Genomic DNA, 25,255 nt, shown 5'->3' on the forward strand with positions numbered 1-25,255 from the left:
TATCTGTCAGCATCTCTTTAATAATAAGCCGCCTGCCGAAAGCAGGCAGTTTTCTTATTTAACCGAATGTGAGTTTTTTATTCAGCGTTGTTCCCGGAATAGATTCACTACGCCGGCAGTCTGCTGTCGCTGACAGCGTCCCTATCTCTGCTATTTCCTCCAAGCAGAGAGCGCAAACCGGAAATCCTCTTTTCATTATCCCTGCGGGAGCCCCCATGACCGACACCAACATCCAGAACCTGACCCAGTGCCTGTACAATATTGAAATGCAGGCGGTACAGACCATGCTGGTCACCGCGCTGCAACATGGCTTCCAGCTTGATGATCTCATTCGTTTGGCCCAAAAATACCAGACCAACGCAGCCGTAATGGAGTGCCATAACAATGGCTGCAGGGTAAATTACGCCACGCCCGAAGGTTATTTCACACAACATTTCGGTGCAGATCTCCAGCAGGCGGCAAATTTCGCCGAACAATTTGATACATGGTGGTATAAGTGAAATAGCCGTCATGACTTCGACAACATAAACACCTGAGGAGCAACGATGGAAAAATCATGTGGCAGCGATACCACGATCAACATCAATAGCATAGAGGAAGTTGCTGTACGTCATGCTCAACTGCGCAGCTGCGCAGCTGCGCCGGCATAGTGATTATTGAAAGCTGGATGCCTGACGATATTATTGGAAAGCTAATTCCCCGTTCTCTTAAAACAGCAACCGGCGCATCCATTATGCGTTGAATACTTCGCTGCGCAAAATCAATCCTGAATTCGTATATCCCGTAATGTAACCCCATTACGTCTTAACGGACGTCATTCTTATGATGCGTCATGACATGAAAAAATAATGATTCAGTAAAGGTTTCCATAGCCATTACAGGTGAAAGACGTCGCCTAAATTTGCTGTATTGGGCCGGGATACCGTGCAACCAGCGCATCGGTGGTCAACAGCGTAATGCCCTCCATTGTCGCCTGCGCCACCAACAGACGATCAAAAGGATCTTTGTAAACGGCAGGCAGACTCTCGACCGAAACAACATGTTCGCTGGCGATAGGTAATTCGCTGTAACCATTATCCAGCAGCCCCCTGCGCAGCAATCGCACATCGACCTGAAAATCGTCACGTCCCAGCCCGCGCTTAATGACGACTTCCCAAAGACTGACTACGCTGAAAAAAGCTCATTTTCCGGCGAACCCAGCAACTTCGCTGTTGATGAAGACAGTTTTTCCGGCATGCCCACAGCAACACATGGGTGTCGAGTAAAAATTTCATTTGTCACCGCCGAAAAGCTGCTCAATCTCCCCTTCGCCCATCCGGTCAAAGTCATCGGGCACGTTGATGTTGCCCGCCATAAACCCTAACCGCCTTTCCTGCTGAGGCTCCGGCGCGCTCAATGCCGTTACTTTGACCAACGGCTTACCGGCTTTGGCTATGATAAAGGACTCCCCCTTCGCGGCCATATCAACCAGCCGGGACAAATGGGTTTTCGCCTCATGAATGTTCACTGTTTGCATAATACCTCCAGACGAACTAACGGACTAAGTCATATTAGTTTAGTTCAAAGGATAAAATGTCCAACGTCAGGATTTTAGTTTCTTGCCGCTTTTCCCCGCGTTTTTTTTCATTCTGTCCCGGCCTTTCCCACTACCGGAGCATATCATGAAGAAATCCCGTTTATGGCCCATCACCGTAATCCTTATCCTGTCAGCCTGTACAGCAAAGACGGCCACCGTTACGCCCTCCGAAACCCACACCCAGAGCATCTCCGCCACTCCCGCGCCCATTGAAGTCGTGCATACCGCACGATACACGCTGGTCAGTCTGACGCCGGATGAAACACTGACATTTCCACTGCGTCAGGTGACAAGCCATGCCCTTCCCGCGCCAAAGAAAAACCGGCCGACCGCCACCCGAGGCGATGCGCTGCGCGCCTGGCTTTCCGGCACCGGCTACGGACTGTGTCTGCCCGTGACCCGTGACACGCGGCAGCTATTTGCCAGCCCCCTGCCCGATATCCAGCGTTCAATGGGACCAATGCGAATAGACGATGCGCTCCGGGTGATTGCCGGAGAGGCATGGGTTATGAACACGGATGAAGTGACCCGCACCGTCTGTTTTCAACGCGCGCCCACCGACCGGTTGATGAGCTGACGGGAGGCGACATGAAAATCCTGCCCTTGTTGTTCGCCTGCGCCATACCACTGGCGCAGGCCGCCACCGAAACCGCCACGGACACCACCCGCAGCGCTGAAAAACCGTTGTCCACGCTCTCAGGCGCACAACGCTGGGGACTGACGCCGGAAGAATGGACGCGCTACGAACAACTCAAACGCGGCGAACGCGGCATCTGGTCGCCGGATCTCGATCCGCTCACCACACTCGGCGTGGAGGCCGCCACCGATGCCGAGCGCCGTAAATACGCCGACCTGCTGGTCGAAAAAGAGTTTCAGCGGGTGGAAAAAGAGCTGGCGTTTCAACGCGCCTACGACGCTGCGTGGAAACGCCGCTTCCCGGATGTGCTGCCGGTAGCCGCAGCCTCGCTCCCGACTGCGCATGAAGACAGCCGTCTGGCGGTTTTTGTGTCGGAAAACTGTCCGGCCTGCGATACCCGGCTCAGCGTCCTGCTTCAATCCGACCATCCGCTCGACCTCTATCTGGTCGACAGCAACAACGATGATGCCCGCCTGCGGCGCTGGGCCATCAGCAAACGTATTGATATTACGCGGGTGAAGCGCAGGGAAATTACCCTCAACCATGACGGCGGGCGCTGGATGCAAAATGGCCAGGGGAAAATGCCTGCGGTACTCGAACGCCGGGGGGACGCATGGCTGCCCGTTACCACACCCTGATATCCCTGTTTTTGCTGCCGTTCGCGCTGTCCGTCCATGCGGCGCCGGATATTCCCTATGGCTACCGGCAGGTCGCCTGGCTGAACAAGGTTCCGGCTGATCTTCTCTACGCCGTCGCGCTGACGGAAAGCGGCGCCCGCCTGGCGCAGGACGTCAGACCATGGCCATGGACGCTCAACGTAGCTGGAAAAGGTTACCGCTATGCCACCCGACAGCAAGCCTGCGCCGCCCTGCACCGGTTCCTGCGCACCACCAGCCCAAAGCGCATTGATGCCGGACTGGGACAAATCAATCTCGGCTGGAACGGCCACCATTTTTCCCATCCCTGTGAGGCGCTTGCGCCGTATCCCAATCTGCACCTCACCGCTACGTTGCTGCGCCGCCACTACGACAAATGGCAGAGCTGGCCCGAAGCCGTCGGACGCTACCACCGCCCGGCAGGCGGAAAACCGGCGCAACGCTATCGCCAGCAGGTTTTCCGTCACCTGTAATCTCCGCCATGAACTCATGAAATCAGAAAATAAGGAATTCATGCCATGCTGAAAGCCTTTTCCCCAACCATCGTTCTGCTTGCTACCACATTTCAGGCTGGCGCGTCACCGATCGTCATCGCCGATCTTGGCGGCGAATCCACCGCCCCGCTATTCAGCGCCATTGCGCCTGAACCGGACGCACCCGCCTCTTCTTCCGCACTTCCTGTTCCTTTACCGGAAGCCGTTTTCCCCGTTCTTTCCTCACGTCTGCATCCCGGCCCCGTCACACCGCGCCGATTGTCGCTGCCGGGCATGACACCGCTGTTTTTAATCGGCGACGACCCCCTTTCTGTGCAATGGCTGGGTAAAAACAAAACGAAGCTGACATCACTGAACGCCACCGGGCTGGTCGTCAGCGTGGCGTCCGCAGAACGTTTACGCGCACTGCGTGAAAAAGCGGGCGATCTTACGCTGCTCCCCGTCAACGGCGACGATTTGGCGCAGCGTCTGCAACTGGCTGCGTATCCGGTGCTCATCACGGCGTCCGGGCTGTCGCAATGAGCGACCGTCACGTCATCGAAACCCTGTTGCGTCCGGCAGTGGAACTCTACAGCGCCGCAGCGGGTCTGGCGGCAGGCGCCATCTGTCTGGTCGCGCCGTGGTCACTGATGCTCTCGCCTTCCGTCAGCTATCCGCTGGCCGGGGGCTTTCTGCTGTTTGCCGGATTCAGAGGACGGCAAGGGCTGACCATTTTGCGCTATCGACGCAATATTCGCCGGCTGCCGTGTTATGTAATGTCCAGCGATCGGGTGCCGGTCAGCCGCCACCTGCTGTTTATCGGACGCGGATTTCGCTGGGAGCAAAAACACACCCAGCGCCTGCATACCTGCCGACGACCGGAAGTCTCCAAATACGTGCATCCTCACTGGTTGTATCAACAGGCCCGGAAACTGGAAAAAGTCTGCGATGCGCCATTTCCTATTGTCCGACGCTGTCTCTCCCACAACCACTGGCTGAACCCGGTACGCCCGCTGCCCCCGGTTGGCGGCAGCCCCCTGCTGCACGGCATCGAACTGCATGAAACCGACGTCACCCTGCCGCTGGGCGAGCGTGTCGGTCATACTCTGGTCATGGGCACCACCCGCGTGGGCAAAACCCGGCTGGCAGAACTGTTTATTACGCAAGATATCCGCCGTGGCGAGGTCGTGATCATTTTTGATCCGAAAGGTGACGCGGATTTACTGCGCCGGACTTACGCTGAAGCGAAACGCGCCGGTCGCGAAGATGAATTTTACGTCTTCCATCTCGGCTGGCCGGATATCAGCGCGCGCTATAACGCCATCGGGCGATTTGGCCGTATCTCTGAAGTGGCCGGGCGTATCGCCGGACAGCTTTCCAGCGAGGGGGATAGCGCCGCATTTAAAGAGTTTGCGTGGCGATTTGTAAATATTATCGCTCGCGCCCTGATTGAACTGGGTCATCGACCGGACTACCTGCAAATCTCCCGGCACGTTATCAATATCGACGATCTGTTTATCCGCTATGCGCAGTATTACCTGCCAAAACATGAACCCAAAGCCTGGGATGTTATTGCGCAGATAGCCGGGAAAGTGACCGACAAAAATACGCCGCGTAATCTACAGGGTCGGGATAACTATGTCGTGGCGCTGGAGCAGTATCTGGCCGCAACACGGCTCTATGATCCCATTCTGGACGGTCTGCGCTCAGCGGTGCGTTATGATAAGACGTATTTTGATAAAATCGTGGCCTCATTACTGCCGTTATTAGAAAAGTTGACTACCGGGAAAACGGCGCAATTACTGGCCCCTTCGTACAGCGATCTGGACGATCCCCGCCCGATATTCGACTGGCAGCAGATCATCCGTAAGCGCGGTATTGTGTACGTGGGGCTGGACGCATTATCCGATACCGACGTAGCCGCCGCCGTGGGTAACAGTATGTTCGCCGATCTGGTCAGCGTTGCCGGATATATTTATAAATTCGGCGTCAATGATGGCCTGCCTGAGGATGAAAGCCAGACAAAAGTCCCGATTAATCTCCATTGCGACGAATTCAGCGAACTGATGGGCGATGAATTTATTCCGTTGATTAACAAAGGCGGCGGCGCAAATATCCAGGTCACCGCTTACACCCAAACGCTGAGTGATATTGAAGCTCGTCTCGGCAATGCGGCAAAAGCCCGGCAGGTTATCGGCAACTTCAACAATCTGATCATGCTGCGCGTGCGCGAAACCGCCACTGCAGAGCTGATGACCGCGCAGTTACACAATGTGGACGTGCTGACCAATACGGTCATCTCGGGCGTCACTGATTCCTCCAATCCCGATCATGAATCGGATTTTATCAGCAATACTCAGGATCGCGTCAGTGCCGTCAGCGTGCCGCTTATCGACCCGGCTGCATTGATCCAGCTTCCGAAAGGACAAGCTTTCGCTCTGTTGGAAGGCGGGCAATTATGGAAAATCAGGATGCCGCTACCCGCAGCAATTGACGACACCTTTATGCCAGACAGTGTCCTGCAACTGACGGAATATATGAAAGCTAGTTATCGTACCGGGGAGCAATGGTGGAATAGCGCAACACTCCCCGATACCGTCCCCCATCATGCAGATTTGCTGTCCACACTACAGGAAGGAATGGATGAGTGAGACCCCGAACCAGCCTGTTGCCCACCCAAAAGGAGTACTTTCCACGCTGTTGTCGAGTCTGGGAAAGATCTGCGCAGCGCTTATCGGTTCGTTGTTTTTCAGCCTGATTGTTGAATGGCTGGGGATCGCTTTTCTTTGGTCCGAACAAGGCGCGGAACACAGCCGTATAATGATGGAGACGGAATTAAACTGGTTTGCGGAAAATGTCACCCGGAGTTTGCTAATGTCGGATCCGGTGAACCAACTGGATATTATTCTGGGTAAAACATGGCAGTGGGTATTTATGGATACCGGATTCGTTCCCTGGCTGGAACAGCTACGCCATAAACAAGACAGCGACTGGTTTTACTGGTTAGACAGTTATGTCAAAGCAACGATTTATATCACGCTGACCTTTGTACTGAGAGTATTTATTCTGCTATTAACCTCTCTACTCTTTATCCTCGCGGCGCTGACTGGGATCGTTGACGGACTGGTGCGTCGTGATATTCGCCGTTTCGGCTGTGGATACGAGTCCGGCTTTATCTATCATCACGCCAAAAGAACCATTATCCCGACGTTTTTTCTGGCGTGGATGATTTATCTTTCATTGCCGTCCTCCATCAATCCCTGCGTGATTTTATTGCCGGCGGCATTTCTGCTGGGGGTGACGGTTTCAATTACAGTGGGGGCGTTTAAGAAATACATGTGAACATCTAAATAAAATAACTTTCACCTTGATGCTTCACGTCTAATCGTGCGAGACCTGTTATGATCTACATGTGTAGCGCTATTATGCGAAGCTATTTAATATAATGCGAGCACCAAACATGAGAAACATCTAACTTACAATCTATTTCTATTAAAATGCCACACACCAACAGAAATCCGCTCCAGGCAACAATTTCCCGAAACAAATAAACATAGCCTACAGATGAAACTGGAAAGATGATAACATTTGAATTGGTTATTAACCGGATTAGGCGATGAGCCATTATTTTCTGGCGAAAAAAAATCCAACACACCTTATATATAGAAGTGGATATTTCATATAAAAACACTGACAATACCAGTTATAACAAAATATTCAACATCAGAGAACATGATTATAAGAAATAATCACCACCAATAGATTGAATTATATAATAATGAGTATCCTACTATTCATAACAACCAGATTTTTATAAAAAGACTATTCCGCCATACTATAGCAAATGATAAAATCAACAAACATATGAGGGAGGATACTAATATGTATAGAGAAGAGTATACAAGATCGATTGTAAGAGACCCCGGGAAATAGAATCAACGTGTAACTGTGAAGATATATTACCGAATATGGAACGAGTGAGAATGATTCTTCACCATTAATTCACCAGATTTAATCACTATTTTCTGAGCATATAAATCGAGAATAAACCCACTTATCTCCTAGCTTTGAGGGGGTAGGTAGAATCAGTAATATTGGTTCATCGGCAACGGATCTAAATATAAAATAGCTCATATTACCTATTGGCAGCATGGGGGCCTGGCAAACCAGTAGAAATATTTAGGCGAAATGTTTTTTTTCTATCCCCAATGATATATCAGAACAACAAGCAGCTATCGGTCATATTAATTCCATGACAGCATTATTAATCACGTCAGAAAGATTACCACTTAGAGATAACGTAAATCTTATAATTAATGCGGCTAATTCATCGATTGGAAGAATGCTTATTCGCATCGCCAACTGCATGAAAAAAAACCAAATAACCATCATAAGACATAGGCCTGAAAAAGGTTTTATTAATAATTACACAGTCTACAGCATCATAATACTTGGCAATAGGAACTACTATAATGAACTTAATTAAATAAAAAATCAGATGGTGTTGACGCCGTACTTGATTGTGTGGGTGGATATGATGCTATGTGCACATCTTATGCACTAAAACGTGGAGGGCAATTCATTCATTATGGTTTTTTATCTGACTAGAGTGTTCCACCTTCGTTTTGGAAAGAGAGGCCTGATATTGATTTTCCTCATTTTCACCTTAAGCATTGAATTCACGTAACTGAGAACAACTCAATACAAGATAAAATTAATGAGGTAATGAAACTCATAAAGGACAATGTTATATACAAAAATACATCGAATACATTTGACATTAAAGATGTCTCCATATATCATCAATTTAATAACAACAAGAAAAACCAAAGGAAAATTATTATTCAGGTATTGTTCTCCTTGTAATACACCTTTTTTATTTGGCGACAACGAATGACTACATCATGAAAACACAAGTTCCTTTCTGGACTTTTCTCTTCAACTAACCTACTCATAACGTTGCTCCCCCCAAAAAAACGTATTGTTATTTTATAAAATGCATAAATTGGAAGATCTTCATTAGGCACCAAATAGGGGAAAACAGGCCGGTCCCCAGAGATCCATCGCGACATGAGGGCAAAATTGGCCTAAACTAATGGCAAGTAAGTTCAGTAGCAGAGTGATAAGAGATTCTCGCTGGAAATGTGAAAGTAGTTATCATCGCAGAACATTCGATCTACGTTTTCCGACCGCAGATATTATCCTATGGTTGGATACATCACATATTCATGAAACGTATTGCAATTATGTCTCTGCGTAACAAACAACGCTCTGATTTACCTGATGGCTGTTCCGAGAAAATTGATGCAATATCTGGCTTTGTTGAATAATTCAGAGCCAGCCAACAGCAGGGTTCCCACCGATGCACTCGTTATGCGATCCTGACGCTGTCCTGCATCCCCAACAACGTCATCCGGTTAAGCGCTTTAACCATTGCCATCGCTTCGCCTGCCTGCGCGTCATAATCCCGCAGGCTCAGATGACCGCCCAGAGGGTTTTGATTCGGAATCATCGTCGTTTCTGCCACTGAATGCCGGTGATAACCAGCTTTATTTTTCCAGGTATCATTACTGCCGCTCAGATACTGATTCGCCACGGCGCGGTTACACTCTTGGTACTTGTCTGCCGGTAGTGCGCACCGCTTCGTGGCGGAATAAGTGGCCTGATTTTTTTCCTCAGCAACCCATCATGACAGTAACGGGTGTCATAAGCACCGTCAGCTAATGCTTCCCTGATTTTCCGGTAGGTCTGGTTAATCAGTCCCGGCAGTGCCTGCGCATCTGTCGTACCGCTGAGCGATAAATCGGCACAGATAATATCATGCGTTGTACTGTCCGCGGCCAGATGACGCTTGCACTATACTCTGTGCCTGTCAGCCCCATGCTGCCTGACTTTCCATTCGCCTTCGCCGAAGACTTTCAGTCCGGTGGCGTCAATGTCGAGGTGGGAGATTTCGCCACGGGTAGGCATTTTTATACTGATATTGACGCCCTTTGCTCGTTTGCTCGTTTGCTCGTTTGCTCGTTTGCTCGTTTGCTCGTTTGCTCGTTTGCTGACCAGAGAGTAATCCGGGCAACATAATACAGGTCATTAATTTAAAAATAGAGTCAATGAAGCCCTGTAATGCCCGGAGCGAAAGGTTAAACACATCAGAACCGTTGTGATGGCCATATCGGTGTAGTGAAACGGTCGGCCACGACCTTCAGGGTGAGCACAATCAGTCCATGCACGAGCCACCCAGTCAGGGAGGCACGCTGCCTGAGCGCATTGTTGTAGGCAGACCAGTTGGAAATTTTAAACTTTTGCTTTGCCATGGCAGCCCACTGTTGAAACGACTTTCGTGATAAGATCCGCCAATTGCCTAAAAGTTCGATTTATTCAACTAAGCCGCAATATTTATGTCGTTCCTTCGATATGAATGGCACTCCAATCGTTATGAACGACCAGCTATAGAGACTGACCGGCGAGCGAAGGAGGCGAGTATTCCTGTTATCCATCAACACAGTAAATCGAAGTCCACAGATTTGTTTCTGTGATTACGTCATGATCCCCCGAAATTCCGATAAGGCTTCATCTGATACAGATTGCAAAAATCAGGATGTGTTCTCTACAGTGACCCAAGATACGCTTCTCCACATTCAACCTAAAATCTTTCATTTTCAATAAAATTCAATTAATTAGCGTCGTCACCACAATATACTAAGTTATTTAATACGCCCTTCACGGAAGCCACATCGATGTAAGTCAGATATCTACATATATTCAGTTAGTGATGAGACCTTGATCACAATATTGTGTTGATTACATTGTCAATACCAGTTTTTTATTAAATTATACATGTGGATTGTGACTGCAAAGCGGATTGTGGCTGCATAGCGGGCAAAACCTGATTTGGCGAAGTTTCTATTTCAATAGGAATTTCGCCAAATCAGGTTTTTTTTTCCTAAAAATAAAGGCGGGTTTTTATTATGAAAACGGTGGACTCAACATCAGCCATACTGCGTGAAATAGGTGGAGTCGAGAACATTGTTTCACTATCCCATTGCATGACACGTTTAAGATTTGTATTAATAAATGACGATACAATTGACGATGTACGCGTTAAAAATATCGCAGGCGTAATGGGGATATCCCGCCGAGGCGGACAATATCAGATAATAGTTGGGACGGATGTATCTCGGTTTTACGCCGATTTAATGAAATTAATATCAGTAAATGATAATGCTGACCAGTTAGTCCTGCCAAAAGAAAACCTATCAGAACGCGGCAAATCGTTGTCAATCAAACAAATTGGCAACGCAATCCTTGATGTTATTACCGGAACCATGAGCTCCCTGCTGCCGGTGCTTATTGGCTGCGGAATGATTAAGATAGTTATCCTGCTTTTGGACTTATTCAATATATCGACAGAATATCCCACGATCAAGATCCTCAGCATTATCAGTGATACGGCATTTTACTTTATGCCTATCATGGTGGCCTATTCGGCTGCGGTGAGGATGAAATGCAGCCCGTTGTTATCAGTCGCCACCGTGAGTATTCTTATTCATCCTGATCTTATTTCGATGTTTACACAAGGGAATTCGTCATTTTTAACCATTCCTGTGGTAGCTTCGCATTATGCTTCGTCAGTTATTCCCGCCTTTCTTATCGTATGGTTTTTATCTATCATAGAACCTATTGCCGATAAGTATATTTCAGGATGGGCTAAAACAATTTTAAAACCCATGTTGATACTGCTAGTTTGCGTCCCTGTTTCATTGATTCTGCTGGCGCCATTGGGAAATATTATTGGCTCGGGGATCGCGTCGGTAATTATTTCGGCCAGCCAGGGAAGTTTCAGTTGGCTGACGTTGGGTATCTTTTCAGCAGTATTGCCGTTTTTTATCGTTACCGGCATGCATTGGGCGATGGTGCCCTATATGATTAGCTCAATGGGAACAAGCGGACACGAGTCCATTGTATTACCGGCCATGTTGGCGGTAAATATCGGATTTTCCGCCGCCAGTGCGGCCGTCGCCTGGAAAACTAAAAATACCAATCTGAAAGCCATTTCGATTTCCGGATTCATCACCGCAGCGATATCCGGCATAACCGAACCCGTTATTTATGGCGTGGCGTTAAAACTTCGCAAGCCCTTCATTGCAACGATGATTGGGTCAGGGATAACGGGTATCTTTATCGGTGTGGTGTCACTTAAAGCATATGCATTCAGCGTGCCCTCTTTGGTAGCGATATTAATGTTTATGAAAAGCAGCGAGTATGCCAATTTAATTTACGCGGTAACTGCGGCGGTAATGTCTTTCATACTATGTTTTACCATGACATTAGTTTTGGGATGGAATGACCCTGAAGATTAATGAAAATCCATTTAGATTTTTAAATAAAGAGCAGAGATAATCTATGAAAATTGGAATTATCGGCACCGGAATGATCGTTAATGATTTACTGACCACGGTCAACGAGTTGGATATCAAATTAGTCGCTATTTTGGCAACAGAAGCCACGATTGAAGAAGGTCGTAAATTAAGCGATGCCTATGGAATTGAGCATGTTTTTATTGACTATAACAGCTTGCTACAGAGCGATGTCGACACTATCTATATCGCTCTCCCGAATCATTTACATTTCGTCTTTGCAAAACAAGCGCTGGAAAAAGGAAAACACGTCATTATTGAAAAGCCGATTGTTCCTTATAAATCCGAGCTTATTGAAATGCAACAGATCGCTCAGGCTAACAACCTGATAATTCTTGAGGCAATGAATATTCATTACCTTCCTGCATTTACGTTACTGAAAGAAAAAATCAAGATATTGGGTGAAATAAAAATCGCTCAATTTAATTACAGCCAGTACTCATCAAGATACGCAGATTTCAAGAAAGGTATAATTCATCCAGCATTCGATGCGCAAAAGCATGGCGGCGCATTAATGGATTTGAACATTTATAACATACATTCCATTATTGGATTATTCGGTTCGCCAAAAGCATCGCAATACTTTTCAAATGTAGAGAAAGGCGTCGACACCAGCGGGATTCTCTATTTAGACTATGGTAAATTCAAAGTGTCCAGCATTGGCGCAAAAGATTGTAAAGCGCCGATTATGATATCGATTCAAGGAACTGAAGGTAATATTACTATAGAAAGCTCTATGAACGTTCTTAAATCATTCACTCTGAATAAAAACACGGGTGAATCGGAGTTAATTGATAGTAACGATAACAAACACCGACTATATTATGAGTTTGAAACATTTTCTCATATCATAGATAATTTGGATTATGAGCGCGCTCATGCTATGTTGGACGTCAGTTTACAAGCCTTGGATATTATTGATTCCGCACGAATCAATAAAGGGGGATATTAAGAATGAAAAGCAATAAGATGCTTACCGTCGGTTATATCGGAAATGGTAAAAGTACCAATAGATACCATTTACCCTTTGTATTACAGAGAAAAGACAAATTTCATGTAAAAACGATTTACTCCCCCAATAAAGGGAAAAAAGACTGGGTGGAGATCCCCGATGTCACATACACAAACGAAATCAATGTTCTGTTAAATGATGCCGATATTGATCTGATTGTGATCTGTACGCCCGCCGTCACCCATTACGAACTGGCAAAACAAGTTCTTAATGCCAATAAGCATTGTCTGGTGGAAAAACCCTTCACTCACACCACCAGCCAGGCAAAAGAATTATTCGAATTGGCGAAAAACAAAAATCGAGTAATTCAATGTTATCAAAACAGAAGATTGGACAGTGATTTTCTTACTACCCAGAAAGTCATTGAATCAGGAAAATTAGGCGATCTGCTGGAAGTAGAAATGCACTATGACTATTATCGTCCCTACTTCCCGGAACAATGTAAAAATTATGCACAGATCGATAGCTACCTATACGGTCATGGATGTCATACATTAGATCAAGTATTATCTTATTTTGGTAATCCCGATCGTATTCATTATGATGTTCGCCAGTTGCTTGGCGAGGGCAGAATGAATGATTACTTTGATCTTGACTTATATTACGGCATTGTTAAAGTATCGGTAAAATCCAGTTTCTTCAGAGTAAAAGAACGCCCCAGTTTTGTCGTATATGGCAAACACGGAATGTTCATCAAAGAGAAAAAAGATCGGCAGGAAGAACATTTAAAACTTTTTTACTTACCCGATCACGACGACTTTGGCGTAGATAATCCCAGCGACTATGGAACCATCATTTATTATGATGATGAAGGTACTTATCATGAAGAGAAAGTCACTTCCGAAGTAGGCGATTATGGACGTATTTATGATATGCTTTATGAGTCCATCGTGAGTGGTAAAGAAAAATTTGTTTCTGATGAACAAACGATATTGCAAATATCCGTCCTGGAGGAAGGAACGGCTCACCTAAAATAATCGTTATCTTGGGAATGAAGTTATTTTCAACACTTCATTTCCTATTTTTCCGTTATGCGACTATTCTAACCTCCCGGCTTAGTTGAATGAAAATACTGGATGTTGCTTCATATTGAATTAAAAAAATAAAGTGCTATTTTAGCATGCATATCTGTTACTTTATTGGCAGGTAAACCTGAATCTTTCAGATTTTTTCTGAGGTTATGATGAAAATTGCCAAAGTCATTAACCACAACATCGTTGTGGTCTTGGACGAAAACCATCGAGAGCAGGTCGTTATGGGGCTCGGCATAGGATTTAAAAAAAAAACCAACGATATGCTTGATGACAGAAAAGTTGAAAAAATATTTTCTTTAAAAAATGATGAAATCACGTTCAGATTAAGCGAGCTACTCGGCCAGATTCCTATTGAAGTGATGACGACATGCGATCGTATTATCAACGTATCAAAGCAAAAACTGGGGGAATTGCAGGAAAATATTTATATCTCACTTACCGATCACTGCTACTCCGCGCTTGAACGCCATAAGAAAGGCATCAATATCCGCAACGTATTGTTATGGGAAATAAAACGTCTTTATCCTAAAGAATATCAACTGGGTCTTGAAGCGATTGATATCATTGACAATCGTCTTGGCGTCAGAATGACTGAGGATGAAGCGGGCTTCATTGCATTACATCTGGTCACTGCTCAACTCGGTCATGAAATGCCAGAAGTAATCCACATTACTCAAATAGTAAATGAAGTTCTGGATATCACGAAATATCAGCTCAATTTGGAGTATAAAGAGGATAACTTAAGTTACCATCGCTTTGTTACTCATCTAAAGTTCTTTGCGCAACGGATGCTGAACCGCTCTACGGTTCAGGATGACGATACCAATTTACACTCTGCGATCAAAATCAATTATAGTCAAGCGTGGGAATGTGCGGAAAAGATTAAAGCGCATCTGCTGAATCACTATCAGTATGAATTAACAATAGAAGAAGTGATGTTTCTTGCCATTCATATCGAACAGATTCGTAAAGATAACCGGTGCTAAGTCGAACATGATAACAACTGCAAGGAATTAAGGTTATACGTAATCTGGTTTGTCGTCTTTAAGCGTATCGTTACTCCTGACTGATCTTGCCCAGCAACGGTGGACACAGCCTTAAGCGAGGTTTCTTTCCTCAAATTGCACCGGGCTTAGCCCGCCGTTGGCACTATGCCGTCGGCGCCAATTGTAGTCTATCTCGATATACTCGAATACCGCCGATTTCATCTCCTCCCGCGTGTTGAACCTCTCTCCGTGGATTAGCTCCACTTTCAGGCTGTGGAAGAAGCTTTCCGCACAGGCGTTATCAAAACAACAGCCCTTTGCGCTCATACTGCATATCAGTCCATTGTCTTTTATAACACCCTGATAATCATGGGAACAATACTGGCTACCTCTGTCAGAATGAACTATCACGCCTCGCGGCATCTTTCGCCGCCACAGCGCCATTTTCAGCGTATTGCACGCCAGTTCCGCCGTCATTCGTTCCGACATTGACCAACACACCACCCGACGCGAATACAGGTCGATAACCACCGCCAGGTACAGCCAGCCTTCCTCTGTCCACAGATAGGTGATATCCCCAACGTACTTCTGGTTCGGCGCCACCGGCAGGTTATGCCGGCTGTTTGTCGTGGCTTTGAACTTACGCGCCGCGCTGGCCCGTAATCCCTGACGTCACAGACTGGCCGCCACCGTTTTACGGTTACAGCCATGGCCGGCTTCACGCAACGCCTGCGTCAAACGGGGCGCGCCATAGCGCTGTTTTGCCTGTATAAAAGCTTGCGCCACCCGCTCATCACACTGCTGGCGGCGCATCTGCCGCAGCGAGGAGGATTGCCGGCGCTTCAGCCACTGCGCGAGACACGCAACACCCGGGCCAGGCTTTTCACTGAGAACGCCGCCTGATGTTGGTGTATAAAAGCGTACTTCACTTCAGGCGTCTGGCGAAGTAGGTGGCCGCCTTTTGGAGGATGGCCAGTTCCTCATCCCGCTCGGCCAGTTGGCGCTTGAGGCGGGCGATTTCTGTTGCCTGTTGCTGCTCACGCTCAGAGGTGGAGCCCTGCTGACGTTGTTTACTGCGCCAGACGTAGAGTTGAGAGTCGTGCAGGCCGAGCTCCCGGGCAGCTTTGGCCACACCGATGCGCTCAGCCAGCGCCAGCGCCTGCTGGCGAAATTCCGGGGTATATTGATTACGGGATGTCTTCTTCACAGATTTTGCTTGCGTCATGGTTCACCTTGTTAACGATTTTACTCGCTTAACAGCGTGTCCACTATTCGTGGGTAGGATCAGACAGCTCAAAGTCCGACGTACTGGTCAGTGGGAAAAACAGTGTTGTGCTCCGATTGATTAACCGATACGGAGAAATTTATGAGAATGTTTTGGTTCGTCATTACCTGCGCCATCTATCAACCAAACACGCAAAATCAAGTGCTCGTCGCTCCATAACTCTCAGCTGTTTATAGTTAGGCAAAATTCTCTTCAACAAGACTGACACTGACGCCCCTAGCTGGCAGAACAAGCGACTGGTTTTTCATCACAAAATTGCCACTCAACAATGCTTTTCTATCTTCCCACGAATAGATCACTTCTATCGCCTTCGCTGAGGTAGTAAAACTGAAAAATACCGCCATACCCTGTACCATTGATACAGCACTGGGCAATCGGCAGGATGCTAAATTACTGATAGTTCACCACCCATTCGACTTTTTACTAGCGCCAAAATTTCCGTTTCGTCCTCCGGCGATAGAACCTGAAATGCTAAATAGCTTATATGGACACCTCCCCGATACAAGTACGGGCAGATCTTTTTCTGACAAAGTAGCCACACACATATATCCGGCTTCGTGAGCCCTGATGAACATCCGCACTCTCTGCCCTCATTAGTGCCATGGCTTGTTACAGCCCGGCTATTTGCCAGGTTTACAAAGAGTCGGTTCTACCTGTCAGCACATCAACTCTTGGGACTTATTAAAATCAGTTAGTTACTTGATCATGTACGCTGTCTTCTGGTTTATAAGCGCCCAGGCTATTCGGGCATTTTTGTTGGCAAGCGCCACTACAGCCTTATTCACGCCACTTCGGGCAATAACACCCTTCAGCCATCGCTGAAAACCACCACACCGTTCTTCCGGGAGGTTAATAATCCGGTAAACCACTGAGCGAGCGCCGTGGATAAGTAACCCACGCAGATAACCATCTCCACGTTTTGTTATCCCGGGTAGTCTGACCTTACCACCACTACTGTACTCTTTCGGAACCAGACCCAGATAGCTGGCAAAGTGCCGGCCATTCTGAAAATCTGTGCTGTCACCCAGCGCCACCGTCAGGGCTGAAGCGCCCAGTGGCCCGATACCGGGTATGCTTTCCAGCCGGAGAGTATCCTCATTTTGCTGACTGATACGCGCAAGACGCAGGTCCGGTTCTTTAATTCGCTGCTGACTGCCCTGAAGTTCCTGCAACATTTCGTGGAACAGTTGACGGCTGAGCGTGGTGAGCTCATTTCCCGCATCCTCCAGGTAATCTGGCAGGCACGCCATGATTTTATGGGCCCCTTCCGGTATGGCGATACCGTATTCCAGGCCCAGACCCCGTATCTGGTTAATCAGCGCGGTTTTGTTTTTCATCAGCCGCTGGCGAACCCTGTGCAGACACTGAATATCCTGCTGTTCAAGAGATTTCTCCGGCACATAGCGCATACTCGGGCGACTGTCAGCTTCTACAATTGCCGCTGCATCATTTTTATCGTTTTTACTGCCCATCCTGAAGGGAGCGACATACTGTGGACTGATTTGCCTGACGTCATGTCCGTATTGCCTGAACTGGCGAGACCAGTAATTCGCACTGCCGCACGCTTCCATTACAATACGGGACGGAGGCTGCTGAGCAATGAACGCCATCAGTTTTTCACGGTTGATCATTTTGTTCGCTTTCTTCCTGCTCTGCGCAGACACGATGTTCACCTGAAAAACTCGCGTTGCCAGATCAATTCCGATAATTTGTTCCATGGGACACCTCTTCATGTTGCTGTTGGTTTGCACTTACAGCATGGCTCACTGAGGCCTTTGTGGGGAGGTGTCCATTTCATTAGCGCCTAATATCGCTACATTTTTGCCAGCCCATGCCTGCCTCCCGGGAATGGGCTGACGGTTTCCATAAAATAACGAACTTTATTCAACAGTTGCCACATTGAACGGCACTGATGGTTGCGGGTGATTGTGTCGTGCAGTGCCTGCCACAGACGCTCAACATGGTTAACCCACGGCGAGTAAACCGGCTGGGAAATCACCCTGAACTTCGGATTCTGTTTCAGCCAGCGCTGCGTTTCCCGGCTTTTATGGATAATATAATTGTCCACAATGAGGGTGATCGTTTTTGCCCGCCGGTACGTTGTCTTCAAATGCTTTAACAGGCTGATAAATAAGACTGAACTTTTGCTGCTGCCTCCAGCATAGCTGACTTTACCTGTGCTGCTGTGTAACGCCCTGCCAGATAGTACTTTTCATTCTGACCGGGCGTCACTATGCGTTTCTGCTGGCCGCGTACCTGCCAGTCCGCGCCGATTTTGGGGTTGAGATGGATATCCACCTCATCTTCGTAAAACACCGGGTTTTCTGTGCTGCATTTCTCCAGCGCCTGATGAATTTCCGCCATTCTTTCTTTTTTGTGCGGGTCGCGGATGCACAGTGTGGGAGCAGCTTTTCGCCACACCAGTCCGATAGCGGGTAACCAGCGGCGGAGTGTCCCGGCATGCACCTGAAAACCCGGTTATCTCATTGATTTTTATTGCCATCAGTTCTGTGCTCCAGCGGGAACGCTGATAACCAAAATCGCCTGGCGTGTGTTTTACCAGTCGACGCAGCAACGCACAAATATGCTCATACGGCCACTGACGCCCGCGCCCCGCAGGTAAAGAGACGAGACCTTCAATACCCGACAGCGTAAACCAGTTAATCCAGCGTCCCACTGATGAGCGGGCACAGCAGAGCGTTCTGGCGACGTCGCTGACACGTTCGCCCCAATGTAACATCAACATGGCGGTCAGTCTGCGGGCATGGTTTTATCACGTGTTTTATGGATAGTTTTCTGCATCAGGCGCCGTTCGGTACGGGGTATTGGTGCAATGTTCGGCATCGCTCAGTCCGGTTGGTGATTTGTGATGTTTGGTGATTGATCAGATCGCATAATCCGGACGGAGTTCCCACAAATTGATCTACTATTCCGCGCAGCTATTTAGGCTCAGGCCAGCCAGTTCATCATCAGCGGTATAAAAATAGGCTAACGACACGTCCAGCACATCCGCTTGCCGTTGAATCGTCTCGGAGTCGGCCTCATGCACGCCCTTTTCATAGCGATTGATACGGGGACTGGCGACAAACTCATCGATCCCGGCCTCAATGCCGAGTTGTTTTTGCGATAGCCCTTCCCCTGGCGCGCCTGCTTAAGCCGCTGATAGAAAATAGCGTGGTAATTGGGTTTGCTCTTCATGGCTACGATAATCGTAGTTTTTTTTGCTTGAACGTCATACTACGAATAATGTAGCATCAGGTGGTACATGTTCCTTTTACGACGAAAAGTTAGGGGATTTACATGAAAAACGACTGGCATCAGGCGGATATCATCGCCGCCTTACGCAAACAGAGTACGACCATGGCCGCGCTTTCTCGTTCTGCCGGATTGAGTTCATCGACGCTGGCAAATGTTCTGACACGTCCCTGGCCGAAAGGAGAATGGTTAATCGCCGAGAAGTTGGGCATTTACCCTGCCGAGATCTGGCCAAGTCGTTACTATGATTCTGAGGGAAGATTAATCGACCGTAAGATAAAAATCAGAGGGAAGCGGGCTAAGTAACACGAACGCATTACCTGATCCATTTATTTTCCAGCGAGGCAAGCAGCGCATTTTGTTGAGCTGCCGATAGTTCGGCAAATTTCAGGATCATCTTAGCCAGATTATCGTCGTCTGCATAGAAGTACGCCAGCGGGACTTGTAAAGCCAGCGCCAGATGGCCGGCTGTCACGATATTGGCTTCGTGTACGCCTTTTTCATACCGGTTGATACGCGTACTGGCAACGAACTCGTCAATCCCGGCGGCGATACCCAGCCCTTTCTGGGACAGCCCACGAAGCTGACGGGCATCCTTTAAACGTTTACTGAAAATATCACTGTGCGATCGATGAGCATTCATAACTACGATAATCGTAGTTATGAAGAATTACCGATACTACGATTATCGTAGCCGGGTGAATGATTTGACAATGTATTTGGCGCAGTAATCGATGTCACTCATGCCCGGGAACATCTGAGCCAGACTTCAGATGGCAAAATCTTCCAGTGTCTTGCCGTCCTTTTCAATGGCTTCACGGATGACGGCAGGGGTTCGGCCTTGCCCGGTCCATGTCCGCTCGTTGCCGTTTTCATCCGTGTATTGATATCTGGCGGGACGAGGCGTGCGTTTGGCTTTGGCTGGCCGGTTTTTTACATCGCCAAGCAATTCAGCAGGATCAATACCGTCTTCCAGCAATCTGGCGCGTAAAGCCTCTATTTTAGCCTGCCGTTCAGTCTGTTCCTGCTGATTTCGGGAGTCTTCCTCGCGGCGATCTTCAACAATGGCCGTCAGTTTCTCCAGCATCTCTTCCAGCGTTGCCAAATCGGTTTCGCGTGCCAAAGCGCGCAGGGAGCGTATGTTATTTAATACCTTAAGAGTTTCACTCATTTATCGTCATCCTGATGGTTATCAATCAGCGTTATCTTACAGGAGAGACAGGATTCTGAACTACTCGTTCAGCACAATAGAGTCTGATGCTCCAAACGCCTTCCCCAAGAATTTTCTTTTTTTCCGCTAATCAGTTGATTGCGGAAACCGTTTAACCGCTCTGGCACGCTGCAAGCCTCCCCTCAATTGTCTCTGGAGGCCAGAATGACTTTTCTTTCGCGACTGTGTTTATCCGCCATGCTGCTGGCCGGTCCGGTTTATGCCGCACCGACGACGGAACAGGCCAGTCTTGCCCTGATGCTAACGCAACTCAATCATATCGAGTCCACCCTGCAATGTGCGCAGACACAAGCCGCCCAGGCCCCGGCTGAACGCTTCTTTTTCGATTACACGCAGGCCTACGCGGATATCGGAACTATCCGTACCGGTATTGAGCACTATCTGATGCCGGCCCGGGCGCAGCCTCGCCACATCATCCCACTTTCAGGCCGTTACCGGCTTGAGGATGCCGCGCAATGACGTCTGAACAAATCACCGCGTTTCAGGCGGGAAGTTCCGCACAGCCCGCCGAGGTCAACGTGGTGGTGCTGGGATTATTGTGCGCCGCGCTCTTCGTGTGGGCCGCCTGGGTGCTGCTGCGCTCTTGGCAGGCTTATTCCGGCAACGCGCTGACGCTACGCCAGTTCGGCGGGATCGCCGCCCGCACCACGCTATTGCTTCTGGTCTGCTTCTGGCTGGTTCTCAGCTAATACCCCGTCTTCTTTAATGCCGTTCATCCGGAGAGTGCCATGTCTACAAAACACCTGATCCGTCGTTTTTATTTCGCCGTCTTGCTGTCCGCCTGTTCATTTTCCACCTATGCCGATTTACCCACGATGGAAGATCCCTCTCGCGGCAAGGGCAGCGGCATCATGGATACGCTTAAAAATTACGGCTACGACATCGTGATCCTGCTGTCGCTGGGCGTCTGCGCCGTAGGTTTTCTGGTCGTCGCCAACAGTTGCATCGCCACCTATTCGGAGATCCAAAACGGTAAAAAACAGTGGAAGGATCTGGGCGCCATGGCGGGCGTCGGCGCCATCCTGCTGGTCGTGACCATCTGGCTGCTGACGCAGGCCAGCGAGGTGCTGTGATGACATTGACGATCGATTTTCTGCCGGACCGCCTCAATCGCGAACCGGTCGTGTTTCGCGGGATGACGGCTTCCGAGCTTTTTATCTCGCTGGCTGCCGGCTTCCTGTCGGGACTAACCGGCGGAATACCACCCGCGCTGTTACTCGGCGTCTGGGCGCTGATCCCCACCGGCGGACTGGCAGGCGCCGCGCTCGCCATTCTGGTCGGCGGACGCTATCTGGCGCGCCTGAAACGGGGGCGACCGGATACCTGGCTATACCGCTCAGCGGACGCCTGGCTGGCCCGTCAGGGTTTCGGCGATCCCCGTCTGGTGCAAAGCAATGCGGTCTGGTCTACCCGCAGGAGCGTGAAATCATGAGCCAGTTCAAACACGCGCTGGCCGCCCGCGATGCGCATATTATCACCCTGCGTCTGGCGCTGGGCCTGCTGCTGGTGATTATCGCCGCACTCTGGTACGGCTGGCAAAGCGCGCCACGACACCTGACCATTCATAATCCGCCCGATCTGCGCGCCGGCAGCACCCGTCCGTGGTGGGAGGTACCGCCGGGCAATGTCTACGCCTTCGCATTTTACATCTTTCAGCAAATTAACCGCTGGCCCGTTGATGGCGATCGGGATTATCCGCGCAATCTTTCCGCACTGAGCGCCTATCTGACGCCCGCCTGCCGGGCGCAACTGGAGCAAGACTACCGTCAGCGCCGGGACGCCGGAGAATTGCGCGACCGGGTGCGCGGCGTTTATGAAATCCCCGGACGCGGCTTTAACCACAAACGCGTGGAGGTGCTGGATCGCGATCGCTGGACGGTCACGCTCGATCTTACCGTGGATGAATATTATCGCGCGGAGCCCGTCAAGCGTGCGCTGGCACGCTACCCGTTAAGCGTCGTGCGCTATGACGTGGACGCTGAAAAAAATCCCTGGGGACTCGCACTCGACTGTTTTGCCCGCCCCCCGCAAAAACTGGAAGCGACGAGCGCAACGGAGGAAAAATGAAAAAGGTCATCCTGCCTCTCCTGCTTTTGTTCTGCCCTTTCTTCGCTACCGCAACAGAGCTGGTGCAATGGCAACGCATCCCTCTGCCGGTTGAACTGCATGTCGGCCATGAACGCGTGCTGCTTATCAACAAAAACGTCCGCGTCGGCTACCCCGCCGAGCTCGGCGACAAACTACGGATCCAGAGCAGCGGCGGAACGGTCTACCTGCGGGCCAGTAAACCGTTTACCGATACCCGTCTTCAGCTCCATGACGTGGAGAGCGGCGAGCTGATTTTACTGGATGTGCGCGCCGCTGACGGCGATGCGCTGGAGCCGCTGGAACTGCGTTACGACGAAGCGGTTTACCGTAACGATATCCCCGACAGGCCGGATACCGAGGCCCCGGCCGATAGCGTCGCGGAAACGCCTTTCCCCGTGCCGGTCGCGCTCACCCGTTATGCGGCGCAAATGCTCTATGCGCCGTTGCGCACCGTCGAGCCGGTAGTAGGAATTCGCCAGGCTCCCGCGCGTCTGCCCGCTACCGTCACCACGTTGCTGCCGACTGAGCCGGTAACCGCCACGCCCCTGGCGGCCTGGCAACTCGACGGCTACGCGGTCACGGCCATCAGGCTGCAAAACCGCAGTCCGGGCCGTATTCACCTCGATCCACGCGCGTTACAGGGCGCCTTTGTCGCCGCCACGTTTCAGCACGACTGGATCGGCGCACAGGGTACGCCGCAAGACACCACCGTGGCGTACCTGGTCACAGACGGCGGCGCGGATCGCGCCATACTGCCGGAGCCGCCCGCTGTCGAAAAAGGGAACAAGGGGGCAAAACGATGAAATTACAGGCCAACAACCTGTTGAAACTGCTTCTCCCCTGCCTGCTGCTGGGCGCAGGATTTATCGGACTGAAATCCTGCCAGCCCGCCGGCAGCGAAAAAAGCGAGCAGGACGAACATGCCGCGGCCGATTTAAGCGGCGACGAGCTCACCGCGCTGGGCATCGACGGCGATACGCCCCGGGATACCGTCGCCACGCTGGTCGGCCAGATGAAACAGTACCGTCAGGAAATGGCGGAAATGCGTGAGAACAGCGCCGCGCTGGTTCAGGAGAACCGGCGGCTACGTGAACGCGACCAGAATGTGGAAAGCCGCATCAATAACGCCATCAGCCGGGAGCGCGAGACGTTCAGTTCAGCGCTACAAAAGCAGCAGAGTACCCTGCTGGACAGCGTTCAGGAGAAACTCAGCCAACTGACGCAGAAGCCCGCCGCCGCGGACGATATTCCTCTCGGACTGGGGCTGGAAAATCAGGGGGTTCCCGCTGGCGCCCTGCGCTGGATAGAGCCTGCCGATGCCATGCCCGTGGACAAACGCGGTCAACCCGCCGTTTCCGGCGTGCAGTTCCCGATGCCGTTCGGCTTAGCCGGAGATAGCGCGAACGGTCGGCAGAAGGAGGCTCAGGGTGAGGACACGTCAGGCAAACGTGCAGCTAAAGAGGTTGTGCCGATTTACACGCTGCCAGAAAACAGCACCCTGACGGGTTCGGTCGCCATGACCGCGCTGCTGGGGCGGATCCCGATTAACGGCACGGTCAGCGATCCGTATCCCTTCAAGGTATTGATCGGCCGCGATAACCTGACCGCCAACGGCATCGAACTGCCCGACGTCGAAGGCGCTATCGTTTCCGGTACGGCATCCGGCGACTGGACGCTCTCCTGTGTGCGCGGTACGCTTCACAGCATCACCTTCGTCTTTCGCGACGGCACCGTGCGTACCGTTCCGCAGGCCGCCGGTCAATCAGGCCGTGGCGGCAACAGTTCACAAAACAGCGGCAGCGGGATCGGCTGGCTGTCCGATCCACACGGCCTGCCCTGTATTCCCGGTGAGCGTAAATCCAACGCCGCAGAGTATCTGTCGTCGCAATTTTTACTGTCGGGATCGTCCGCAGCCGCCAGCGCGTTCGCCAACGGACAGACCACCTCCACCGTGGAAGACGGTTCGATCACCTCCGCCGTCACCGGCAACAGCGGACAGTATGTCCTGGGGCAGGCGCTGGGCGGCGGCCTGAAAGAATCCGCCGACTGGTTCAAACAGCGCTACGGTCAGATGTTCGATGCCGTTTACGTCCAACCCGGCCACCCGGTCGCCTTACATATCACGCAACAACTCGCCATTGATTACGAAAAACAGGGCCGCAAAGTGAAATACGCGCCGGCCACCGGCAATAAAGGAGGACTGGACTGATGAAACGCCACTTTCTTTCTCTTCTGCTGCTGACGCTGGCAGCTACAGGATGCAGCACCTCGCAGGAAACCCTGCTGCCGGTGGATGAAAACACCACCATGCTGAGCCTGTGGGGACGTCAAACCGGCGACAACCGCACGCTGTATGACCAGCGCAGCCTGCTGCGCCGCCCGCTGGAACAGCCCCTGACGCAAGAGCAGCAGTCCTATACCCGCACCGCCGGAAACGAAATCCGGGCGCAGTTCCGACGCCTACCCAACCCCGATATGTTGATGTATGTCTACCCACACCTGACGGACGGCGAACCCACGCCGGTGCCGGGCTATTCCACCGTATTTCCTTTCTACACGCGGGTGCAGTACGCCATGCCCGGCGAACGCACGGAGGCGCTGTAAT

Annotated in this window: 26 protein-coding genes and 4 pseudogenes; 20 read left to right on the forward strand and 10 right to left on the reverse strand. The window is 50.2% G+C overall.

Annotated elements, in window-relative coordinates:
• Positions 1–215 precede the first annotated feature (215 nt).
• On the forward strand, positions 216–500 hold the full coding sequence (locus ABRZ28_RS17505; protein ID WP_150437305.1) for a hypothetical protein: 285 nt from the start codon (positions 216–218) through the stop codon (positions 498–500).
• A 395-nt stretch (positions 501–895) separates the two neighbouring features.
• On the opposite strand, the gene ABRZ28_RS17510 is transcribed toward ABRZ28_RS17505, so the two are convergent.
• Positions 896–1,144, reverse strand: a complete 249-nt coding sequence (locus ABRZ28_RS17510) for a type II toxin-antitoxin system VapC family toxin (RefSeq protein ID WP_223881679.1) — start codon at positions 1,142–1,144, stop codon at positions 896–898.
• A gap of 126 nt (positions 1,145–1,270) precedes the next feature.
• Complete coding sequence (locus ABRZ28_RS17515; protein ID WP_150437303.1) at positions 1,271–1,516, reverse strand: type II toxin-antitoxin system Phd/YefM family antitoxin; 246 nt, start codon at positions 1,514–1,516, stop codon at positions 1,271–1,273.
• Between the two features lie 145 nt (positions 1,517–1,661).
• Between ABRZ28_RS17515 and pilL2 the strand changes: the two genes are divergently transcribed.
• The 6 genes from pilL2 to ABRZ28_RS17545 are packed head-to-tail and all read left to right on the forward strand — an operon-like array spanning position 1,662 to position 6,684.
• Positions 1,662–2,153 carry a PFGI-1 class ICE element type IV pilus protein PilL2 gene (gene pilL2 / locus ABRZ28_RS17520; protein ID WP_150437302.1) on the forward strand — a complete coding sequence of 164 codons (492 nt, stop codon included), beginning with the start codon at positions 1,662–1,664 and terminating at the stop codon, positions 2,151–2,153.
• Positions 2,154–2,164: 11 nt separating this feature from the next.
• Positions 2,165–2,851, forward strand: coding sequence for a TIGR03759 family integrating conjugative element protein (locus ABRZ28_RS17525; RefSeq protein WP_150437301.1), 687 nt, complete (start codon positions 2,165–2,167; stop codon positions 2,849–2,851).
• Positions 2,827–3,342 (forward strand): lysozyme family protein, encoded by a 516-nt coding sequence (locus ABRZ28_RS17530; RefSeq protein ID WP_150437300.1) that lies wholly within the window; start codon positions 2,827–2,829, stop codon positions 3,340–3,342. Before ABRZ28_RS17525 ends, ABRZ28_RS17530 begins: the two co-directional genes overlap by 25 nt.
• Positions 3,343–3,387: 45 nt before the next feature.
• Positions 3,388–3,885, forward strand: coding sequence for an integrating conjugative element protein (locus ABRZ28_RS17535; protein WP_150437299.1), 498 nt, complete (start codon positions 3,388–3,390; stop codon positions 3,883–3,885).
• Positions 3,882–5,993 carry a type IV conjugative transfer system coupling protein TraD gene (gene traD, locus ABRZ28_RS17540; RefSeq protein WP_150437298.1) on the forward strand — a complete coding sequence of 704 codons (2,112 nt, stop codon included), beginning with the start codon at positions 3,882–3,884 and terminating at the stop codon, positions 5,991–5,993. Before ABRZ28_RS17535 ends, traD begins: the two co-directional genes overlap by 4 nt.
• Positions 5,986–6,684, forward strand: coding sequence for a TIGR03747 family integrating conjugative element membrane protein (locus ABRZ28_RS17545; RefSeq protein ID WP_150437297.1), 699 nt, complete (start codon positions 5,986–5,988; stop codon positions 6,682–6,684). The genes traD and ABRZ28_RS17545 overlap by 8 nt, the downstream gene beginning before the upstream one ends.
• Before the next feature lie 2,029 nt (positions 6,685–8,713).
• On the opposite strand, the pseudogene ABRZ28_RS17550 reads toward ABRZ28_RS17545, so the two are convergent.
• Positions 8,714–9,656: pseudogene (locus tag ABRZ28_RS17550) on the reverse strand (IS5 family transposase).
• A gap of 654 nt (positions 9,657–10,310) precedes the next feature.
• On the opposite strand from ABRZ28_RS17550, the gene ABRZ28_RS17555 reads away from it, so the two are divergent.
• The 4 genes from ABRZ28_RS17555 (at position 10,311) to licT (ending at position 14,791) form a co-directional block, all read left to right on the forward strand.
• Positions 10,311–11,702 (forward strand): PTS transporter subunit EIIC, encoded by a 1,392-nt coding sequence (locus ABRZ28_RS17555; RefSeq protein WP_150437296.1) that lies wholly within the window; start codon positions 10,311–10,313, stop codon positions 11,700–11,702.
• 43 nt (positions 11,703–11,745) lie between these two features.
• Positions 11,746–12,711, forward strand: a complete 966-nt coding sequence (locus ABRZ28_RS17560; protein WP_150437295.1) for a Gfo/Idh/MocA family protein — start codon at positions 11,746–11,748, stop codon at positions 12,709–12,711.
• A gap of 2 nt (positions 12,712–12,713) precedes the next feature.
• Positions 12,714–13,748, forward strand: coding sequence for a Gfo/Idh/MocA family oxidoreductase (locus ABRZ28_RS17565; RefSeq protein WP_223881672.1), 1,035 nt, complete (start codon positions 12,714–12,716; stop codon positions 13,746–13,748).
• Between the two features lie 206 nt (positions 13,749–13,954).
• The gene (gene licT, locus ABRZ28_RS17570; RefSeq protein ID WP_150437372.1) at positions 13,955–14,791 is read left to right on the forward strand and encodes a BglG family transcription antiterminator LicT; all 837 of its coding nucleotides are present in this window, start codon (positions 13,955–13,957) and stop codon (positions 14,789–14,791) included.
• 111 nt (positions 14,792–14,902) lie between these two features.
• Here the strand turns inward: licT and ABRZ28_RS17575 are convergent.
• The 5 genes and pseudogenes from ABRZ28_RS17575 to ABRZ28_RS17595 all read right to left on the reverse strand — a co-directional run bounded on the left by ABRZ28_RS17575 (position 14,903) and on the right by ABRZ28_RS17595 (position 19,274).
• Positions 14,903–16,016: pseudogene (locus ABRZ28_RS17575) on the reverse strand (IS3 family transposase).
• Positions 16,017–16,252: 236 nt separating this feature from the next.
• Positions 16,253–16,420 carry a hypothetical protein gene (locus ABRZ28_RS17580; RefSeq protein WP_172290870.1) on the reverse strand — a complete coding sequence of 56 codons (168 nt, stop codon included), beginning with the start codon at positions 16,418–16,420 and terminating at the stop codon, positions 16,253–16,255.
• A gap of 351 nt (positions 16,421–16,771) precedes the next feature.
• Entirely contained in the window at positions 16,772–17,794 is a 1,023-nt protein-coding gene (locus ABRZ28_RS17585; protein WP_150435047.1) for an IS110 family RNA-guided transposase, read from the reverse strand.
• 95 nt (positions 17,795–17,889) lie between these two features.
• Positions 17,890–18,920: pseudogene (locus ABRZ28_RS17590) on the reverse strand (IS630 family transposase).
• An 82-nt stretch (positions 18,921–19,002) separates the two neighbouring features.
• Positions 19,003–19,274, reverse strand: a pseudogene (locus ABRZ28_RS17595) (helix-turn-helix domain-containing protein).
• Positions 19,275–19,376: 102 nt separating this feature from the next.
• Here ABRZ28_RS17595 and ABRZ28_RS17600 point away from each other — a divergent pair.
• A complete protein-coding gene (locus ABRZ28_RS17600) occupies positions 19,377–19,637 on the forward strand; it encodes a helix-turn-helix domain-containing protein (protein WP_172290869.1) in 261 nt (86 codons plus the stop codon).
• A 10-nt stretch (positions 19,638–19,647) separates the two neighbouring features.
• On the opposite strand, the gene ABRZ28_RS17605 is transcribed toward ABRZ28_RS17600, so the two are convergent.
• Positions 19,648–19,974: a helix-turn-helix domain-containing protein gene (locus tag ABRZ28_RS17605; protein WP_172290868.1), complete on the reverse strand. Its 327-nt coding sequence runs from the start codon at positions 19,972–19,974 to the stop codon at positions 19,648–19,650.
• 126 nt (positions 19,975–20,100) lie between these two features.
• Positions 20,101–20,502, reverse strand: a complete 402-nt coding sequence (locus ABRZ28_RS17610) for an H-NS family histone-like protein (RefSeq protein WP_172290867.1) — start codon at positions 20,500–20,502, stop codon at positions 20,101–20,103.
• 204 nt (positions 20,503–20,706) lie between these two features.
• Here ABRZ28_RS17610 and ABRZ28_RS17615 point away from each other — a divergent pair, with 204 nt between their 5' ends.
• The 8 genes from ABRZ28_RS17615 to ABRZ28_RS17650 are packed head-to-tail and all read left to right on the forward strand — an operon-like array spanning position 20,707 to position 25,254.
• Positions 20,707–21,021 carry an integrative conjugative element protein, RAQPRD family gene (locus ABRZ28_RS17615; protein ID WP_172290866.1) on the forward strand — a complete coding sequence of 105 codons (315 nt, stop codon included), beginning with the start codon at positions 20,707–20,709 and terminating at the stop codon, positions 21,019–21,021.
• Entirely contained in the window at positions 21,018–21,251 is a 234-nt protein-coding gene (locus ABRZ28_RS17620) for a TIGR03758 family integrating conjugative element protein (protein ID WP_172290865.1), read from the forward strand. The genes ABRZ28_RS17615 and ABRZ28_RS17620 overlap by 4 nt, the downstream gene beginning before the upstream one ends.
• Before the next feature lie 39 nt (positions 21,252–21,290).
• Positions 21,291–21,635, forward strand: a complete 345-nt coding sequence (locus ABRZ28_RS17625) for a TIGR03745 family integrating conjugative element membrane protein (RefSeq protein ID WP_150437848.1) — start codon at positions 21,291–21,293, stop codon at positions 21,633–21,635.
• A complete protein-coding gene (locus ABRZ28_RS17630; protein ID WP_150437847.1) occupies positions 21,635–21,994 on the forward strand; it encodes a TIGR03750 family conjugal transfer protein in 360 nt (119 codons plus the stop codon). The genes ABRZ28_RS17625 and ABRZ28_RS17630 overlap by 1 nt, the downstream gene beginning before the upstream one ends.
• Positions 21,991–22,629, forward strand: coding sequence for a PFL_4703 family integrating conjugative element protein (locus tag ABRZ28_RS17635; RefSeq protein WP_112092717.1), 639 nt, complete (start codon positions 21,991–21,993; stop codon positions 22,627–22,629). Before ABRZ28_RS17630 ends, ABRZ28_RS17635 begins: the two co-directional genes overlap by 4 nt.
• Entirely contained in the window at positions 22,626–23,453 is an 828-nt protein-coding gene (locus ABRZ28_RS17640) for a TIGR03749 family integrating conjugative element protein (protein WP_330521011.1), read from the forward strand. The genes ABRZ28_RS17635 and ABRZ28_RS17640 overlap by 4 nt, the downstream gene beginning before the upstream one ends.
• On the forward strand, positions 23,450–24,859 hold the full coding sequence (locus ABRZ28_RS17645) for a TIGR03752 family integrating conjugative element protein (protein ID WP_112092719.1): 1,410 nt from the start codon (positions 23,450–23,452) through the stop codon (positions 24,857–24,859). The genes ABRZ28_RS17640 and ABRZ28_RS17645 overlap by 4 nt, the downstream gene beginning before the upstream one ends.
• Complete coding sequence (locus tag ABRZ28_RS17650; RefSeq protein ID WP_112092720.1) at positions 24,859–25,254, forward strand: TIGR03751 family conjugal transfer lipoprotein; 396 nt, start codon at positions 24,859–24,861, stop codon at positions 25,252–25,254. Before ABRZ28_RS17645 ends, ABRZ28_RS17650 begins: the two co-directional genes overlap by 1 nt.
• Position 25,255 lies beyond the last annotated feature (1 nt).

Origin of the sequence: Brenneria sp. g21c3, assembly GCF_040240345.1 — a bacterium.
GTDB lineage: Bacteria > Pseudomonadota > Gammaproteobacteria > Enterobacterales > Enterobacteriaceae > Brenneria.